General features: G+C 56.6%; 11 protein-coding genes. 8 read left to right on the plus strand and 3 right to left on the minus strand.

Going from position 1 to position 18,069, the window contains the following annotated elements; all coding sequences use genetic code 11:
* Window positions 1-69: 69 nt before the first annotated feature.
* The 3 genes from ASQ50_RS11980 (at window position 70) to ASQ50_RS11990 (ending at window position 6,845) form a co-directional block, all read left to right on the plus strand.
* Window positions 70-3,729, plus strand: coding sequence for an ATP-binding protein (locus tag ASQ50_RS11980; protein WP_227513152.1), 3,660 nt, complete (start codon window positions 70-72; stop codon window positions 3,727-3,729).
* A gap of 34 nt (window positions 3,730-3,763) precedes the next feature.
* Window positions 3,764-5,380 (plus strand): hypothetical protein, encoded by a 1,617-nt coding sequence (locus ASQ50_RS11985; protein WP_058091624.1) that lies wholly within the window; start codon window positions 3,764-3,766, stop codon window positions 5,378-5,380.
* A gap of 76 nt (window positions 5,381-5,456) precedes the next feature.
* On the plus strand, window positions 5,457-6,845 hold the full coding sequence (locus tag ASQ50_RS11990; RefSeq protein WP_058091623.1) for a hypothetical protein: 1,389 nt from the start codon (window positions 5,457-5,459) through the stop codon (window positions 6,843-6,845).
* A gap of 144 nt (window positions 6,846-6,989) precedes the next feature.
* On the opposite strand, the gene ASQ50_RS11995 is transcribed toward ASQ50_RS11990, so the two are convergent.
* Entirely contained in the window at window positions 6,990-10,697 is a 3,708-nt protein-coding gene (locus ASQ50_RS11995; RefSeq protein WP_058091622.1) for an ankyrin repeat domain-containing protein, read from the minus strand.
* A gap of 157 nt (window positions 10,698-10,854) precedes the next feature.
* Between ASQ50_RS11995 and ASQ50_RS12000 the strand changes: the two genes are divergently transcribed.
* The 3 genes from ASQ50_RS12000 to ASQ50_RS12010 all read left to right on the plus strand — a co-directional run bounded on the left by ASQ50_RS12000 (window position 10,855) and on the right by ASQ50_RS12010 (window position 13,189).
* Window positions 10,855-11,682, plus strand: a complete 828-nt coding sequence (locus ASQ50_RS12000) for a hypothetical protein (RefSeq protein WP_156510006.1) — start codon at window positions 10,855-10,857, stop codon at window positions 11,680-11,682.
* Window positions 11,683-11,808: 126 nt separating this feature from the next.
* Window positions 11,809-12,246, plus strand: a complete 438-nt coding sequence (locus ASQ50_RS12005; protein ID WP_058091620.1) for a YtoQ family protein — start codon at window positions 11,809-11,811, stop codon at window positions 12,244-12,246.
* Between the two features lie 52 nt (window positions 12,247-12,298).
* Entirely contained in the window at window positions 12,299-13,189 is an 891-nt protein-coding gene (locus ASQ50_RS12010) for a DNA ligase (RefSeq protein ID WP_058091619.1), read from the plus strand.
* Here the strand turns inward: ASQ50_RS12010 and ASQ50_RS12015 are convergent.
* Window positions 13,186-13,785 carry an ATP-dependent zinc protease gene (locus ASQ50_RS12015; RefSeq protein WP_058091618.1) on the minus strand — a complete coding sequence of 200 codons (600 nt, stop codon included), beginning with the start codon at window positions 13,783-13,785 and terminating at the stop codon, window positions 13,186-13,188. The two genes, ASQ50_RS12010 and ASQ50_RS12015, sit on opposite strands and share 4 nt — an antisense overlap.
* A 229-nt stretch (window positions 13,786-14,014) precedes the next feature.
* Here ASQ50_RS12015 and ASQ50_RS12020 point away from each other — a divergent pair, with 229 nt between their 5' ends.
* Window positions 14,015-14,926: an esterase/lipase family protein gene (locus tag ASQ50_RS12020; protein ID WP_058091617.1), complete on the plus strand. Its 912-nt coding sequence runs from the start codon at window positions 14,015-14,017 to the stop codon at window positions 14,924-14,926.
* Window positions 14,923-15,213, plus strand: coding sequence for a hypothetical protein (locus ASQ50_RS12025; RefSeq protein ID WP_058091616.1), 291 nt, complete (start codon window positions 14,923-14,925; stop codon window positions 15,211-15,213). Before ASQ50_RS12020 ends, ASQ50_RS12025 begins: the two co-directional genes overlap by 4 nt.
* A gap of 32 nt (window positions 15,214-15,245) precedes the next feature.
* Here the strand turns inward: ASQ50_RS12025 and ASQ50_RS12030 are convergent, their stop codons facing one another.
* Window positions 15,246-17,819: a diguanylate cyclase gene (locus ASQ50_RS12030; protein ID WP_412535684.1), complete on the minus strand. Its 2,574-nt coding sequence runs from the start codon at window positions 17,817-17,819 to the stop codon at window positions 15,246-15,248.
* Window positions 17,820-18,069 lie beyond the last annotated feature (250 nt).

The raw sequence follows: 18,069 nt of genomic DNA on the forward strand, positions 1-18,069 counted from the left end.
AAAGTCCAGAGTATCCGGGCCCAGACGGAAACCGCCATTAATGACGTGGCTGAGGCCCAGGGCACCCTGATGCGAGATCTGAAGCCGGACAGCTGGAAAGCGCCGGATCAGTTCGTCAGTTACCTGGCCCGCCTGCGCGAACATCGGGGGCGGGTGCGCACCTTGAATGATCGGCGGTATGCCGATAAGGCCCGTATCGAAACGCTGGAAAGCGATCTGGCCGACGCTGAGGAGCGGCTGACGGAGCGAACCTTCCGTTTTCTGGCCTCACCGGAGGCGCTGGATGGTTACCGCAAGACCCTGACCGAATTACAAACTGACCTGGCCGAGGCCGACACCCGGGATGCCCTGCGCAAGATTGTAGACCGCTACCGGGAGCTGACTTCCGGGCTGGATATGATTCAGGGCATGCTGGCGTCCATGGCCGGTGACGATGCCGCGCTGGAAACCGCCATCACCGATAACATCTCGGGCATCTACGCCACCATCAATCAGCAGCGCTCGGAAGCGGAACTGCGCCTGAAAGAGCAGGGCAGTGCCGAGGCCCGGGCCCAGTTTGCCGCCCGGCTGCGGTTGTTTGAGCAGAGCCTGGCCAACGGCGTGAGTTCCCTGACCGATGTGCGGGAATGCGATGGCCTGATGACCCGTATGCTCGACCAGTTGCAGGAACTGGAAAGCCAGTTTGGCGAATACGATGAGTTTCTTGCCGCCATTCTGGAGCAGCGTGAGAACGCCCACGAAAGCATTGAGGCCCGGCGCCAGCAACTGCAGGATCAGCAGCAGCGCCGGGTAACGACACTCACCGATGCCGCCGAACGCATACTCCGGAACGTCACCCGCCGGACCGAAAGGTTCGCCAGCCCGGAAGAACTGCACGCCTTCTTCGCCTCCGATGCCATGGTGGCGCGCCTGCGCAGCATGGCCAAAGAGCTGCGGGAGCTGGGCGCGGCCATGGAAGCGGATGACTGCCTGGGGCAGCTCAAGGCCGCCCAGGACACCGCGCTCAGAAGTGTTCGCGACAAAGCCGATATCTTTGAAGACGGCGGCGCGGTCATCCGTTTGGGCAAGCACCGGTTCAGTGTCAACCAGCAGGAGCTGGACCTGACGCTGATCCCGCGAGACGACCACGTGCTGCTGCACCTGACCGGCACCCAGTATTATGAGCGCCTGGACGAGCCAGAGCTGGACCGCCTGCGCGGCTACTGGAACATGAGCCAGCCGTCGGAGTCAGACAGGGTCTACCGGGCCGAGTACCTTGCGGCACTGGTGATCGAGGAATTCCGGCAGGCATCTGATCTGCCCGTCAACGTGGCCGACCTGGATGAGCTGACCGACTACATCCGCAAATTCGCCTCCCCCCGCTACCGTGAGGGCTATGAAAAAGGCATTCATGACCACGATGCGGCCTTGATTGTCAGTACCCTCTGGCCGGCTATCCAGAGCGCCGGATTGCTTCGATTCAGCCCCAAGGCCCGTGCCCTAGCCATGCTTTACTGGGCCGAGGTGGCCCGGCAGGATCTGGCGGCACAACAGTTGCGTTCTCGCTGTCTGTCTGCCGGTATTCTCAGCCGGATGATGCAGTCGAACGAATTGTTGTACTCCCTGGAGCAGGAACTTGCTCCGCAGATGTCGGAGTTTGTCGCCCATCATCAGCTGGCGATAGCGGAAAAAGGCAGTGCCGAGCGTACCCTGATTGAGTCGGCGGCCCAGTATTTAGTGCAGCAGCTGGCGGAGGAAACCGAGCAGTTTGATATCACCCGTTATGCGGGTGAGCTGGCGGCCGGTTTCACCGAATCTCTGAAACGGGATAACCAGTTTGCGCAGTACCAGCAAGCACTGGATGTGGTGAGCGGCCAGCCGGCGGCTCGCTGGACCATTGCCCAGCATTGGCTCAAGGCCTGGATGGGCAAGACCGACCAGCAACACCTGATGCATTACTTGCCGGAAGTGGTGGCCGTCCTCAATGTGGGCGATGCCATCAAGACTGGCGTTCGCAGCGTTGAGTTGGCCTTTCATGTGGAAGGCCTGCTGGGCCAGCACAGTCGCATCAACGAGCGCACCCTGAGCCTGCAGCTGGACGAATTCGATGAGCGCCTTCGCTACCACCGCCAGGAAATCATTCCCGGCTGGCAGCAATTGCAGGAAGTTCGCCACAAAGTCCTGGAGCGCTGGCGCGACCAGCTACGCCTTGAGGAGTTCCGGCCCCGGCCGCTGTCGTCTTTTGTGCGCAATAAATTGATCAGCGAGAGCTACCTGCCGATCATCGGCGACAACCTGGCCAAGCAGATGGGTACCGCCGGTGAAGACCGGCGCACAGACCAGTCCGGCCTGTTGATGATGATTTCGCCACCCGGCTACGGCAAGACCACCCTGATGGAATACGTGGCAAACCGCCTGGGCCTGATCTTCATGAAGATCAACTGCCCGAGCCTGGGCCACGATGTCACCTCCCTGGACCCGGAAAAAGCGCCGCACTCCACCGCCGAGGCAGAGCTGATCAAACTCAACCTGGCCCTGGAAATGGGTAACAACGTGATGCTGTATCTGGATGATATCCAGCACACCCATCCGGAGTTCCTGCAGAAATTCATCTCCCTGTGTGACGGCACCCGGCGCATTGAGGGGGTCTGGCGCGGCCGCACTCGCACCTACGACATGCGCGGTAAACGCTTCTGTGTGGTCATGGCCGGTAACCCCTACACAGAGAGCGGTGAAGTGTTCAAAGTGCCCGACATGCTCGCTAACCGGGCCGATATCTACAACCTGGGTGACGTGCTCTCAGGCATGGAACACGCCTTTGCGCTGTCCTACATCGAGAACAGCCTGAGCTCCAACCCGGTACTGGCGCCCCTGGCCACCCGGGGCATGGCGGATTTCTACCGCTTTGCCGACCTGGCCGAGGGCAAAGCCGTGGCCGATTCCGAATTCGAGCACGATTACAGTGCTGCTGAGCGGGACGAAATCGTCTCCCTGCTGAAGAAAATGATCCGCGTGCGGGAAACCGTACTGCGAGTCAACCAGGCTTACATTGCCTCCAGTGCCCAGGCCGAGGCCTATCGCACCGAGCCGACGTTCAAGCTGCAGGGCAGTTACCGGAACATGAACAAGCTGGCAGAAAAGCTTTCACCGATCATGAGCGAGGATGAACTGGACGCCTTGATTGATGACCACTACCAGGGTGAATCCCAGTTGCTGACCCAGGGCGCGGAAGAAAATCTGCTGAAACTCAAACAGATGCGCGGCACCCTGAGCGAGGCAGAAGCCGCCCGCTGGCAGTCCATCTGCGAAGAATACCGCCGCCGCCAACAGGCTGGCGGTGACGAAGAAACCGGCGTCAAAGTGGTGCGCCAGCTGGGCCTGATTTCCGAGCACATGCAGCAACTGGGTCAGCAATTGGTGGCCGGGCTGGACAGCCGAAAGGGGACCGAACCGGATCTCGACAAGGCCCTGAGCCAGTTGTCCCGCTCGCTGGAAACGGGCCTCACCGAAGGCCTGCAATCGGTGCAGCTCAACCCGGCAGTCACCGTCAACCTGGACAGCCCGCCCCAGGTAGGCGATGCCCTGATGGCTTTTGCGAGGATCTTCGAGGAATCCATTGTGCCACTGGTGAAAACCATGGATGGCAAGCTGGACCTGGACCTGAAAACCCAGCAGGAAATGAGCCGGGTGTTGAGGGTTATACGGGATCTTCAGGACAGATTGCTGACGCAGGATCGAGCTCAAAGCTAAGCCGTTAATAATGCAAGCAAGGATGTAGTCCATCATGATCAAGGAAGATTTGGCAGTGCCCACAGCGGCACAGTTTTTAGAAACACTCAACAGCGGTGATCACCTGAAGCTCATTCGGGAATGGCGCGATGTTGTGTTTCACACCGTATTCGTCAAGAAACCCTCTGGGCTTGAATTGCCAATGCTCTATCCGGTTGACGAGCATCAGAGCTTTCTGGCGAGCCCGGATGCCAATGAGGTTCAAGAGGCATTGGAAGGCTTTGCGCTTCCGGACGATGCCGACGTTTTCGTTAAAGCGGAACCGTTACGAGAGCTGGCCAGAAACGCCCATATGTTGGGAGCCTGGCTGAACTGGCTGGGTGCCGAGATCATCATGAACAGTTCACTCATGGAACTGTTGGGGATGAAAGCTCTGGTGACAGTGGAAGGTGGGCAAGAGAAATTGTATCAGGCAAAAGTTTATGCCTCCCCTGCACTGAATAAGACGGGCCCCTCGGCCAACGCAAGCGCCCAAATCTGGAACATCAACCAGGTCGTTGGCGGGTCCGACATTCAGCGCTCCCAAGAAGTCATGATTTATGATGACAGCAAATCTTTTGCGATTGCAGAGAATGAAGGCTCGATTCTCTCTTCACGCAAATTAAGCCAGTTGACGGCGGATGAAGCAGCGCTCTTCGACAAATGGGCGGCGCCGGTATATGACTTTGAGGCGTTAACCCAGGGTGAAGAGAAGGGGAGCGGCTCTCTTACTCAGGACACTTACGTTCCCCACCCCTCATTGCTTGACGATGCGTTACTGAATTCATTCCGTGAACTTGAGCGGGCGATTAACAATGAGATCATGCCCGATGCAAGCCGCCTTCATCTGGAGGTTAGCAAAGACCAGGTTTTCGCCGAAATGGAAGAGTCGGGAGATGACAGCCTGGATCGCGTTGAGGGCCGCAAGTTCTGTATTCTTTTTGAGGATCACCCCGAATGGTGTCTGTTGCTCGGTGGGGATGGCCTGGCACTGACCGATTTCTCCGATGAGGTTTGGCTACCGAGCTCAACTGGTCGCCATGAGGTGCCGGAGCCCCTGCGCCTGAAAGTGGTTCGGGGCATTGCCTGGACGTTATTCTGGAAGGGGCGGGAGCCTGGTACGCGGGTGTCGCTCATTCCCGGACAGTTTGCGGGTCTGAAACCCTTTCGCCCGGACAATCTGAACAGGATCTTTCATCCGCCTTTGGATGACACCCGGTTCCCGGTGCTGGCTTCCATGCCTTGTGGCGCACAACCAATGCCTGTGCTGGTGCACGGTGAGATACCCGAAGGTTACGTGGTTGAAGCACTGGAGGATCTGAAAGTTCAAGCTTCAGATCTTCCCCGGGGAACACCGCGTCGAGACAGCATACTGGTGAACGACGCGGTTCATTTTGGCTCGATGTGCGGCCCCATAGTGGTGCCACAGAGTGCCATCAAATTCCCGGATGAGTGGTACACAAGCGCTCGAACGTCCAAAACCCAGCTAATTTCCGATTTCAAGTTTTTCCTGCAGAGCCAGCCCCGGAGGACGTCTGCGCCGGGTAAAGATCTTGATAGCCCGGGGGTGGTGATAGGCATCTGCGTTGGTTTCATGGCCTTTTTGTTACTACTGGTTGTCATGCTTGGGTGATAGTAGGCTGATCCGAACCTGACTGGTCGGTATTTAACGCAGATAAGCGCAGGTTCGATGCAGAAGGATTTGTAGCATGGCAGGGAAACTCAGTTATCAACAATTTCACTTTATTCGACGGGATGTTATTGCGGCAGGCTTGCCAAACTACACTCTCACCGACCGTGAGTCTCAGGGCGGGAGGTATGTAACCAGCCACCGGGAAAAAGAGGTGTTTCTGTATCTGGAGGATGAAGAAATATTCTGCCTCTCGCCTGATGAGAAACCTTCGCGCATGCCTCTGACATCAGTTCGTAATTTGTATCTGGGCCCAGGTGGTTCTGACTGGGAGGTGTCGTGCGCCATTCATAGAGGCTTGGGTAGGCCGATCGTTTTTGGGGATCACAGCTACCATCGAGGCGTTGATAGCATTGCTGAAGTTCTCCGGTCTGACTTCAGGACTTTCATTGAGCAAATTCAGCGTGCTCTTATAGAGCGGAAGCGGGACGCAAAGGTAACGTACGAAGCAAGAGGGCCAGCTTCTCGCAGCGTAGGTTGCCTTACCGCCTTTACGCTTTTGGGCTTGGGCCCGATGCTGGCCATAGTATGGTCGACGTACTGGTTGGACAACGCGAACGATGCAGGTGAGGCGAACTCCTGGATATTTGCTGGCGTGAATCTTCTGCTTATTGGCATCGGCATTTTTTTCTCTGTCTTTCTGAACCGTATTCTCAGCCCACGGATTCGCTTTGAGAAGGCCAAAACACCTGACGCCATGTTTGACGCGGCAGATGCTGTCATAACGTCCGAATGTCACAGATATCAATCAGCCCTGCGGTTTATCAACTACCAAATTCCTAAGGCCGAAAAAGGTGTTTACCAGTCTGCTGATGCCAAGGGATATCAGAGTCGTTTTCAAGTGACGGATAAAGAGGTTGTTTTCACGTCGTGGAAGGAGCAGCACGAGGCCAGGGAAGAGCGATACCGCCTTGGTGCTATTGTTAGCGTGAATATGAACCAGCCGAAAATGAATTTTCACACCATCTCGATCACCTTCTACGATGGAAATACTTGGCTGATCACTACTGAGGATTTCAACCCGAGTGTTGGCAATCAGCGGGCGCATGCTGACTTGCAAAGAGCCCGGTTTCGTCATTGGGTTGATCACCTTCATAGGCAACTGATAGATCGACAATGTAGCGGTCGTATCGCTTTCACAAGCGGAAACTCTGCCTCTTACAAGTTGGCCCGGGTCGGGTTGTGGCTATTTAACGTTTTTGTATTTGGCACGGTCGCATTGCTGATAATCCTCGGGTTTGCGGTTGCGTGGTCTCCCAGACTTTTATTCTCGGCAGTTTTGCTCGGGCTCGTCGGCGTGACCACCAACGTTGTTTCATCTTTACTGAGCACGAAACGTCCGACTCAGCCTTATTCACCCGAGTCACTGCCGTGGCGGCATGTTCCACATCAGTCTGTTGAAAGGTAAATTCTGGATAAAGAATCCTTTAACTACTTGGGCCCGAGCGCCGATACCTCGGAAAGTATTCCCTCAACACCTGATAAGCCGGAAAATTTAAATCGCACTGGGGTGGGGATTGCTGCGGGATCCGTCTCAAATTTCCCAGTCAGGCTAAAACGCAACACCACGTTGTAGTAAGTGCCCTCTCGCCCATTCACTACCATGCTCCCAGGCCAGATCGAGTTCACTCTGCTGCTGTTCCGTCGTGCGCTCAAAGGTATCTTCCAGATAGAGAACAATATCTTTGGGGGCGAATTTGTATGCAGCCGGGAGTACGCTGTAGGGAGGTGCGCCGAGGAGCGGGTTTTCGCTCGCTCCCGCGTTGACAAGCATTTTGACTATCTCAAGATCTCCACTAACAACCGCGTCACGCAACGCGTTGGATGACATCTGCTCGCTGAACCCATCGGGGTGGGCGCCGTGGTTCAGTAGCTGTTTAACCACAGATTCTGATTTATTGAACACAGCGAGTTTTAGCGGGAATCGATAGTCCTGGTTGTAGACATTTGGCCTTGCTCCCATTGAGAGCAAGGCTTCCACCATGTCTTCCCGGTCGGCTTTGACGGCGGTCATGAGAGGGGTATTCCCTCTGAAATCCCGGGCATTAAGGTCGTATATCGCGGGATGGAGGGCCCGAAGTGCCTCAACCTTGCCAGTGTGTGCCGCGATATGGAGAGTTTGCGGTGTCACTGTGGCACCGTTTTTCAGCAGGGATTCAATAGCCTTAGTGTCGTTCTGGAGGACAGCTGCATCCAGAAGCGTCAGCCTGCTAACGGGGTCCTCTTCGTTGAGCTTTTCTCGATCAACGGTCGGCAACACGCTGAACCCTTCCTGGAGGTAACTCCAGACAGGGGGTATGGGTTCGTCGGCATTCGTGAACAGTTGGCGGAGGCGGTCCAGAAGCGGAGAAGTCTGCCTGTTTTGTTGATCTTGCTGGAGCAGGCGGAGAAGAGCGATACGGTGCCCCCACTCGATGTCTTCTCCAAGAACCACTGTGGCCTCCTGAACCGGTGATGAGCCGGAATAATCTTTGTCGCCAAGATCAGCGCCGCTGCGAACCAACGCGTTGATCAAAGACAGATTTTTTCCCGAACGGATGAGCGGGTTCAACACATCTGCCAAGGGTTTATCCAGAGCCGCGCGTCCTTGCTGTTTGAGCCATGAAACCAGCTGCTCTTCAGGCATAGCCTGCGAAAGATGCTCCAGGCTGGCGATAAGGAACTCGGCTCTTTTACCAGAATCCATGGAATTGAGCAGCGTTTCAGCCAGTTCCGGCTTCTGGGACAGCAGTGCAAACTGGTAGGTCGCGCTGTACTTACGCATAAACAGGCTCGGCCGAAACACTGCACCCTTCTGGAGCAGTGACTCAAACGCCGGGAGGTTGTTGTACCTTGCGGCCATGGATAGCAGAGGCTCCCCGGCAAAGGTATCGTTTGGGTCAAGGGACTGTTCCAGAAGCATGTCGTACCAATCACGGTTTTGTTGTGCGAGGGCGACCATAAAATAGGCGGCTTCGGGCTTTTCTTCATAGTGCCCGGAATCCAACGCTGCAAACTCTCTGCTCAGGTAGCTCATCAGCCTCTCCTGACCGTAAATTGCAGCAAGGATAGCGAGGTTGTCGGAATGGCGGGCGTCCGCTCTGGCGAGAAGCAACGCGACAGGCTCGTTCAGGCGAGCGGCATAATCCAGGGGGAACTTTCGTGCATCGTCTTCCGGGTAGACTCCCTCGCTCAGCTCGATGGCCCGGGATGCAAGTTCAGGGGTGCCATACGCACCAATCAGATGGAAAGGGGTTCGGCCCCGTTTGTCTTTCTTGAGCAGCACCTCAGAATTCAGTAATAAGGACGCTGCATCAAATTGCCCGGCGCGTATCGCAATGTGAGCAGGTGTTTCACCTTGATCGTTGGTTTGGGTAAGGTTGGCCCCCTGTTCTATTAATGCCAGCAGTGTTTCAAGATCATTTGTGTTCAAAGCCGTCAGCAATGGCGAAAGTTCAGTTTCGGGCGCAGCCGCTGTCTGTTCAGGGTAGTCCGAACTATCCGGGTTTTTTTGTGCAAGCTCCAGAATTGTGCCCTCGGGAGCTTTAACGGCAGAAGGATCGCCGCCCGCCTGCAAAAGCGCCATAAGTATCACAAGCTTTCGATCCCGAACCGCCCGGACAACGGCATTGTGATAGCCATCCCCTGTACCGTTTGGGTTAGCACCATGCTTCAGCAGTGGGTCAAGCATTGCCACATCACCGTTGTCGATAACACTGAGCACAGCTTCAGACAGGCACTCTTTGTTACCGGCGTGCGTTCTCGCCAGCAACTCAACGGCTGGTAATGAGCTCTGCCGGATTGCCACATCAAAAACGGAACGACACCGGCGCCTTGGCGCTCTGACGCCCGCAGTCACAAGGTCCACCAAAAGATCGACGTTGTGATAGCGAACAGCTTCCATGAGTGCGTAGGTCAGGAGGTCTGCGCGTTGATGGGTAAACGACAGAACCTTTTCAGTCCACCCTGCTGCTGCGAAGTAGTCCAGCCGCTCATAGTAATTGTCGTCGCCCAATACGGCATCCGGATGCCATAACTGTTTGGCAAGATCAGTGTTTCCCGTCTTGGCTGCGACTATAAATGGTGATGGCTCGGCTTTGTTGATCTGTTGTAATGGAGGGTTCTGTTTTAAAGCCCACTGCACCAGGTAAGGATTGTCTTGTCGCAGGCCTGTGCGCAGAACTTGAGTGATCGGGACACCTTGTGACACCACGAGTGGAGCAAGTTCCAGCATCTTGTCTCCGTGGCTACCTATCTGATTCAGTAGCCAGTCTGGGCTGATCACTCGCCGGTTGACCAGATACGCAAGGTCCTCGGGATCATAATTGATCAGGACAGCGTTGCCCTCTCGGGGATAAAACGCCAGATCGTCTTTCTCTTGCTCTAATGAGTCGTACAGCACTCTTGCAAGCGTCGCGGAACCATACTTTACAGCGAGCCTGACGTCCTGCACGTCAACAGACTGCCAATGATTGAGGAGCTCGCCAACGGCCTCCGGTTGGTTGAACCGAATGGCGATTTTCAGCGGGGTCCATTTGTTGAAGCATGGGCTCGACAGCGTCGCCCGAGGGGCGAGTTGGAGCAGTCTTTTCAGTGTGGGCAAGTGGCCAGATGCAGCCGCCCAGTGCAGGGCGTTGCACTCCGCCTGATGTAGGTCCTGTGTCAGGAGGCCCTCAGGAACCCGGCCTGGCTGCCCAATGAATGACCACCAGGCCGCTGGTGAAAGTCCAGGCGGCGGCATGCCATCCCCATGTTTTTGCCAGTGCGCCATCAACGTGTGCAGAACAAGGACATTATCAGCCAGCTCAAATGCTGTACCTGACCGCGAGTTGATGAGCGGGTCGGCGCCTGCTTCTAACAGGAGGGTGACGGATTCGGAAGCGCCATATCGCGCGGCTTTATGCAGTGCGGTTGGATGGTTAACCGTCTTTTGAAGATTTGGATCGATACCTGATGTCAGGAGCCAGTGGACAACGTTAACCTTGTTGGAAGACGAGGCGGAGTGAAGCGTGCTGTTTCCGAAGCTGTCGAACTGGCTGAAATCGACTCCGAGATTATGCAGATATTCCAGAATTTCAAGCTGCCCCTGTTTCGCCGCGGTGTTGGCAAACCCTGCCCACTTCGCATTCTCCGGGTTGATGTTATTGCCTTGAAGCCGAACCCAGAGCTTTAGATCATCCAGCTGGCTATTGTTTGCCATGACGTGTGGGGCTTGGCTAGTAGCCAGAGGGCTCCAAGTGAGCAGGAGCGATGACAGGCAGAACGCCCAGAGCAGCTTCATTCAGGAATCTCCGTTTCCTTGGGGGGCAGTACATCCTTGTGAGATCAGCGAGGAGCGTAACAAAATCGGATGTTATAGTCAGCTCTGGTGTTGCTCCGTCCAAGGCTTTGAAGACCATATTAAGGGACTCTTGTGGCTATCTTATGCGGGGCTCGATATGCATGTCCTTCCCCAGTATGTGAAGAACTACCAAAAGAAACTCGAGTCGGGCGGGGTTGGCTGGGTGGGGCCTAAATGGACGCATCGACAGCAGCCTTCGGATTTTGTCAAAACCCGTTGGCAGTTGTTACTTATGCTCGCTGGTGGTTTAGCAGACTACGGAGTAATGAAAGTATTCTTCATCGCCTTCGCTTTTGCTGAAATTGTCGCCTATATAGAGTTTGGAGAGTTTTCGTTTGTTTTTCTGGCGTTGGTCGGTCTTCACTTATTCTTCCACTACCCCTTCACCTGGTATCTGGAACGCAATCCAGAATTCATTGTTAAAGATCTGGGCTGTGGTTTTTTTCGACCCACCGGTATGGTGAAGTTTCGCACATGGCGCGAAGAAACCTTCGAGGCACCGTTTATCGAGTTTGATCCCTACATCTCGTTTCATGTGAATCCGAAGGGCCCCGTCAGCTACAAGCTGCTTCTGCGCCATCGTTATACCGGTTGGCAAACGACCGTCGCGCAGGTGGCGGATGTCCACAAAGTAGAGCTGTATGCGCACTGGGATGAACTGCAGCGGTATATGGACGTTAGTCAGCCCTTACCCGACGTTCCGGCGTTGGAAAAGTACCGTCACCTGGACCCCACGACAGCCGAGTACGATGCGGCAGGCAAGCGGGGAAGACTCGCGGACTATTGGGCGACTCTGGATCTGACGTGGTGGGAAAACGAGGGTTATCCGGCCCACCTGAAGGCTATTCGGGAATTCCCATGGTCGACACTGGAAGATCGGATGGAGAAAAGCGTTCCGAATCTGGCTGAGGCGGCCATGGTTTAATACCCGTGAGGTTCTGCCACCGACATCGGCAAGGCAAGGCAAGGCGAGGCTCGGCCGTGAACATCGCTCCCCATTGGCGTATTATCCCCGCCTGACTGATTAACCAACACTCCAGGGGAGCCCACCATGATCTGGACCGTATACCTTTCCGGCGAAATCCACACCGACTGGCGCGAGCAGATTGCTGCGGGTGCTGAGGCGGCGGGGTTGCCGGTTGAGTTTACCTCTGCCAACACCGACCACGAATCCAGCGACGCCGCGGGCGATTTCCTGGGTAAGCCGGAGAGTAATTTCTGGCGTGATCACCAGTCTTCCAAGGTGAATGCCATCCGCACCAAGACCTTGCTGGAGCAGTGCGATCTGGCGGTGATCCGCTTTGGCGACAAGTACAAGCAGTGGAACGCGGCCTTCGATGCCGGCTACTGCGCCGCCATGGGAACGCCCTACATTACCCTGCATGATGAAGACATTGTGCATCCGCTCAAGGAAGTGGACGCGGCCGCCATGGCGTGGGCACAAACGCCGGAGCAGGTGGTTGAGCTGCTAAAGTATGTAACGGCCTGAGTACAGCGTTTTTCGTAACACCATCAACAGGATGTAAAAAGGGCAAAGGAACATGCCACTCTTCACTACCGGCGGTGTCAGGGCAGCAGCCCTGGTACTCAGCCTGCTTATTCTCTCGTTACTCGCCAGTGATCCGGTTAAGGCCGATGCACGGCCGCCTGCCATCCCCCTGGCCAATGTCTATCACCCGGGTGTAAACTTGGAGGATTACTGGGTCAGCGAAAAGCTGGACGGTGTCCGGGCCTATTGGGATGGCGAGCAGTTCTGGTCCCGGGGCGGGCATGTATACCCGGCGCCGGACTGGTTTACGGCGCAGTTTCCCCGGCAGCCGCTGGATGGTGAACTCTGGAGTGGTCGCGGGCGCTTTGCTGAGCTGTCTGGGGTGGTGCGCAAAGTGCAGCAGGTGGATCGGGAATGGCGTCAGGTGAGGTTTCATGTGTTTGATCTGCCGCAACCTGAAACCGTGTTCGAGCAGCGCTATCGTCAGTTGGAACGGCTGGTTGCAGGCTCTGACTCACCGTATCTGGTATTGGTGGAGCAGCGCCCGGTTGCCAGCCATGACGAACTGAAAGCACAGCTTGAAGCGATGGTCTCAGCCGGCGCGGAAGGGTTGATGCTGAAGCGCAGAAACAGCCTGTATCGGGCTGGTCGTTCAGACGATCTGCTCAAGGTGAAAACCCATGAGGACACCGAAGCCCGAGTGGTTGGCCACCTGCCGGGCAAGGGCAAGTATGAGGGCTTGATGGGTGCCTTGAAAGTTGAGCTGTACGATGGCCGGCGGTTTCGCATCGGAACCGGGTTTACCGATGCGGACAGGCGCAACCCGCCGGCGATTGGCTCAGTCATTACCTTCCGCTACCGTGGTTTGACCGCCACCGGCTTGCCACGGTTTGCCAGCTTTCTTCGAGTCCGGAATGATGAACCGGTGCCAAAAGCCGATTAGGGCGAGATGGCCTTGCTGCTCTGGGCCAGCTCTTCCAGGGTGCTGTATTCGCACTCTAGTTCAGCCATAAAGGTGCGGCCCGAATCGGTCAGGATGTTGTCGTCCCGGAGCAGTCGGCGGCCCAGCAGCACCGGGTAGGAGAATTTGCCTCGATCCGTCAGCGAAAACTGGGTTTCATGAACCTTGCCGCCAAGGCAGAAATCCATTTTTACCACGTAGCGCCGCTGTGAGGGGGCGCCCTTGCGTTTGATCAGTACGGTGCGGTAGACCGGCCGTTCGAATTCCAGAATCACTTCATCGTGCTCCAGGTCGCCCTCGCTGGGCTGGTCTTCGTGGTCGCCCAGCGGGAGTTGGAAACGCACCCACTCTTCGTTGTCCTTCTCGAAAGGTTCCACATTCACAGCATGCAGGGAAGAGGTCTTGGCACCGGTATCCAGGCGTGCTTTCAGTCGGATGCCTGTCTCGCCCATCACTACCCATTCCACAAAGCCCATAACCTCGGGCTCCGCCGAAGTTTGTGACGAAACCTCGGCCGCGGCCGGGCTTGCAGTGAACAACAGGCTGGTCAGGGTCAGGGCAGTAATGGCAGATCGCATGTAATGCTTCCTCTGTCTGCTCAGTGATGAATGGCATCGGTATGAGCCGGTTAGAATCAATGTACGGCTCAAAAGCCTAACAGGGTCAAGCTTATGTAGCCCTTTCGGGCACATTAAAAAATGTTGAGCGGCCAGCCCGAGTTGCTTCGGGGCCGCGCTCTGGCCCGAATTGAGTCATAGCAACGAGGCGGCAAAGGCGTAGACTGCAAGTATAAACGGGAGAATTTTCATGGTGTCTGTTCCTTCCGCTGGGCGAGTCCAGCAGCACATTTCGGCCATTGCCAGCGGCTTTCTGGGTGACTGGCTGGAGCACCGGGGCAATCCGCTGGCGGTGCCGATGACGGTGTTTGCCGATGGCGAAGTGCTGGATCTGCAGAATCCCCAGCCCGCAGTGCCGGGCAGTGTACTTTGCCTGTCGATCCATGGGCTGATGGAGCTGGAATCGGTGTGGGATTTTCCGGCCAAGCCCGGTGAACACTACGGCACCCTCCTCGCCAACACCTTGGGCGATACGTCTGCCCTCAAGCTCCGTTTCAATACCGGCCGGCCCATTTACCGTAATGGCCAGGATCTGGCCGCCCTGCTGGAACGGTTGGTAAGCAACTGGCCGGTACCGGTAAAGCGGATTGTTCTGATCGGCCACAGCATGGGAGGCTTGCTGATTCGCAGTGCCTGTCATTACGGGGCTGCGAATGATCATCGCTGGATCAGCCTGAACCCGGATTGTGTGTACATCGGCTCACCCCACGACGGCTCCTGGCTGGCGGTTGGCGCCCACAAAGCGGCAGGCTGGCTGAATCGGGTGCCCCGGGATTATCTGAAAGTGGTGGGCGAGGTGATTGACCTTCGCAGCGAGGGTATCCGTAACTTGTCCCGGGGGGATGTGTTTGAACCGGGAACCTCGGATCAACCACTGTTGCACGGTGCCCGGCATTACGTGATCAGCGGATTGCTCGCCAAGGGCGAACGGCACCCGGTAAACGTTCTGTTTGGCGATGCCCTGGTGCACCAATCCAGCGCCCGTGGTGATCGCCGTGAAGGCTGGGAACTGGCGGGCATCGCCAATTTTCCCGGTGTTGACCATATTCGACTGGCCCATCACCCTTTGGTGAGCCAGCAACTGCAGGAGTGGTTGTCATGAAAGGACCGGACAACAACACACACTGGTGGCTGGGTGTGGCGGAGCTGGTGGCCCAGGGCATGCATCACGGCGCGGTGAAGTTGAAGCGTGTGCACCTTTCCATTGCCGACGAGAGTTTTCGGGTGCTGGACGCCATTCCGGCCACTCGGCCCGGCAGCCGGCTTGTTCGAGTGTGCCACCATGGTATCGCCAGAGTCAGCTACGACAGCGTGTCGCTGGCCGGTCGTGTGTTGGTTAAGGGAGCCGGATTGGTTTTGAGCGGCAGGCCGGATACGTCGCAAAGTTGAGGCTCAGGGCTGTAATCAGCTTCGTCGTCGCTTCATGCCTTCGGTTGTTTAGCTTTGTCTGGCGGTGATGTCCGCCTTGCGGGTATAACTTCCAGGCGGTTCCGGCCGTTACGTTTGGCGGTGTATAGCGCCTGGTCGGCCAAACGGAGATATTCCGCTGATGTGTGCTCTGGTGTTGGAAAACCCAATGCCAGTCCAATGCTGACGGTCAGATCAATTCCCTTATCCTTGCAGGTATCGCAGCGCCGGGTTGCGACCTCTTCGCGGAACCGGTTCAACCTGTCCTGTATATCCTCGGCATCCTGATAACTGGTAAAAATCACAAATTCTTCACCGCCAAACCGGGCCAAGCGGTCGGTATCGCGCCGGAAGTGCTCGCGCATCGTGTTTGCCAGGGATTCCAGGCATCGGTCGCCGGCCTCATGCCCCCAATTGTCGTTGATCTTCTTGAAATGGTCCGCGTCGACCATGGCCACCGCAAAGCCGGTCTGGTGTCTCAGGCACCACTGATAGCTGTTGGAGAACTCCCGGTCAAAGTAGGTGCGGTTGCCCAGGCCAGTGAGGCTATCGGTCACACTCAGACGGGACAGGGCGGTATTGGCCTCAGCGAGTTCCCGATTGAGCCGCCCAAGTTTCCGGTTCCAGTAGACCAGCAGGGCGGTGGCCAACAGGCCGAGCGAAAGTATTTGCCAGAACCGGGTATAGTCCACGCGTTCCTCGATTCGCAAGTTGCGCCAGGTGCTTTCTAGCCGCGTGCGCTCTGCAGGAGTCAGGCTCAACACCAGTTTCTGCATGATCCCATGCAGTGTAGGTTCGTCGTTGCGGGTGCCAATGGCCAGTGACCAGTCGGCTGGTACCCGGCCAATCACCTTCAGATCCGCCAGTCCCAATGACTGCATGTAGTAACTGGCGGTAGCCAGTGTGGTGATGTAACCGACGAGTTCCCGGTTCTGGAGCTTTCTCAGGCCTTCATGCTCGGATGCCACGGTAACCAGTTGCAAGGAAGGATTGCGTTTGCGCAGCAATTCGGCAAAGGCGTAGCCTTCCACAATGCCAACGCGGCCGCTCTCCAGTTCGTTAAGTCGCTGAATAAACGGGGCCTCAATGCGGCCGATCACTACATTGGGTACTTCCAGGTAGGGAGAGGTAAAGTCCAGATAAACGGACCTTTCGGGCGTACGCATGGCCATCGGGAACATGTCGCAACGCCGCTCCTTCGCCGCTGTGATGGCTTCCTGCCAGTTGCTGGTGGGCACCAGCCGGAAACGAAGGTTACCCCGTTGGCTGAACAGCTCAAGCACATCTGCGGCCAGGCCGGTGTGTTTGCCATCCCTTACGCCTTCCAGGGGCATCCAGTCCGGATCAGCGCAGATGCGAATTTCCCGATTCCGCTGTTCCAGCCAGAGCGATTCAGTGTCAGTCCAATGTACCAGTTCCGCTGTGCTTAGCGACGGCTGATGACTGGCGCCGAGCCATCGGGTTTCGATCACCTGCTGCTCCGTTGGCGTGATGCTGGTCAGAGCCTGATTCAGGATGTCCGCCAGCGGCGCGAGCGCGGGCCTCACCCCAAAGCGCAGGTCCTCGCCGCTGAAACCCGGAAGTTGAAGTTCACCGGCGATTCGGGTGCCACTGATACCCAATTGCCGGATCCAGTAATTGCCCGAATGCAGGGCCCCGATTACAACGTCCACATCGCCGTTTGCCAGCGCCTGGAACATGGGTTGCTGCGAGCTGAAGCTGAGCAGCGTGCCGCCATCAAGTATTTGCCGGACGGTTTCCTCGTAATAGATTCCCGCGCCCAGCCCAACCCGATATTGCCTCAGGTCCTCCAGGTTCCGGTAGTTGAGACTTTCGTCACGGGTAAAGATGACGTTGGGGATGATGTGATAGGGCGAGGTAAAGTGGGCGAAGGATTCCCGTTCCGGGCGATAGGACATGTTGGCCATGACATCAATATCGCCGTTCCTGAGCATGGGGATCAGTTCATCCCACTGGCCACTGACAGGAATAGCCTGCAGGCCTGTCAGATCAACCAGCCGGTTCATGATATCAACGCTCAGGCCCCTTACCCGCCCACCATCGGTGAAGCTGAACGGCGCGTAATCATCCATGAATCCGACCCGAACTGGCCCCAGACTCGCCAGATACTGGCGTTGTTGTGGGCTGAGCGCCAGCTGTGTACTTGTCGAACCGGCCAACCCGCTAAACTCCTGCCAACGCTGAAGCAGGTTGTGGAGTCTTTCCTCCGGCACGGCATTAAGCCCGGCTTGAATCCGATTGAACAGGTCCAGGTTGTCGGTGAGAACACCAATACGAAAATCCTCGCCGGCGTATTGCCGCAGCGGCGCCGGGCCCAGCAGTTCCAGAAAGCGAAAGCCGGCCTGGTTGGCGAGATACTCCATCGTGAGTTTGGGGCCCACGGCAATATCGATCCAGCCGAAGGCCAACGCCCGAACAACGCTCGTCAGAGAATCGTAGGTGGTCAGTGAAATGCCGGCGTCGGCAAATTCACTTCGGTAGAAGATGTCCTCGACCATGCCAACGCGCAGGCCTTGTAGGTCGTCCAGCGCCTCAATCGTGGGAGTCGGGCGGGCGCTGTCATGCATCAGATAGATTTCGCGGTAGTGATAAGGTTCGGAGAACAGGACCTTTTCAGCCCGGTCCGGGCGCCAGGAAATACCGTCTATCGCATCCAGATCGCCGCGCAGGAAGGCCGCATAGATGTCTGGACAGCGTTAGCCAGGCAGAGCAGAATTTTCGCTGGGGCGGTTGAGGCAGGCGGCTTTGCAAGGTATACCTTCCCTGTGAATAACAGTGCCAGTGTAGTTGCAGATCGTAACCTTTGACAGTGGTGTG

Source organism: Marinobacter sp. LQ44 (genome assembly GCF_001447155.2).
Taxonomy (GTDB): domain Bacteria; phylum Pseudomonadota; class Gammaproteobacteria; order Pseudomonadales; family Oleiphilaceae; genus Marinobacter.

Coding starts and splice junctions, on each gene's coding strand:
- ASQ50_RS11980 (WP_227513152.1), top strand. CDS start 70: ATGCGAGATCTGAAGCCGGACAGCTGGAAAGCGCCGGATCAGTTCGTC.
- ASQ50_RS11985 (WP_058091624.1), top strand. CDS start 3,764: ATGATCAAGGAAGATTTGGCAGTGCCCACAGCGGCACAGTTTTTAGAA.
- ASQ50_RS11990 (WP_058091623.1), top strand. CDS start 5,457: ATGGCAGGGAAACTCAGTTATCAACAATTTCACTTTATTCGACGGGAT.
- ASQ50_RS11995 (WP_058091622.1), bottom strand. CDS start 10,697: ATGAAGCTGCTCTGGGCGTTCTGCCTGTCATCGCTCCTGCTCACTTGG.
- ASQ50_RS12000 (WP_156510006.1), top strand. CDS start 10,855: ATGCATGTCCTTCCCCAGTATGTGAAGAACTACCAAAAGAAACTCGAG.
- ASQ50_RS12005 (WP_058091620.1), top strand. CDS start 11,809: ATGATCTGGACCGTATACCTTTCCGGCGAAATCCACACCGACTGGCGC.
- ASQ50_RS12010 (WP_058091619.1), top strand. CDS start 12,299: ATGCCACTCTTCACTACCGGCGGTGTCAGGGCAGCAGCCCTGGTACTC.
- ASQ50_RS12015 (WP_058091618.1), bottom strand. CDS start 13,785: ATGCGATCTGCCATTACTGCCCTGACCCTGACCAGCCTGTTGTTCACT.
- ASQ50_RS12020 (WP_058091617.1), top strand. CDS start 14,015: ATGGTGTCTGTTCCTTCCGCTGGGCGAGTCCAGCAGCACATTTCGGCC.
- ASQ50_RS12025 (WP_058091616.1), top strand. CDS start 14,923: ATGAAAGGACCGGACAACAACACACACTGGTGGCTGGGTGTGGCGGAG.
- ASQ50_RS12030 (WP_412535684.1), bottom strand. CDS start 17,819: ATGCATGACAGCGCCCGCCCGACTCCCACGATTGAGGCGCTGGACGAC.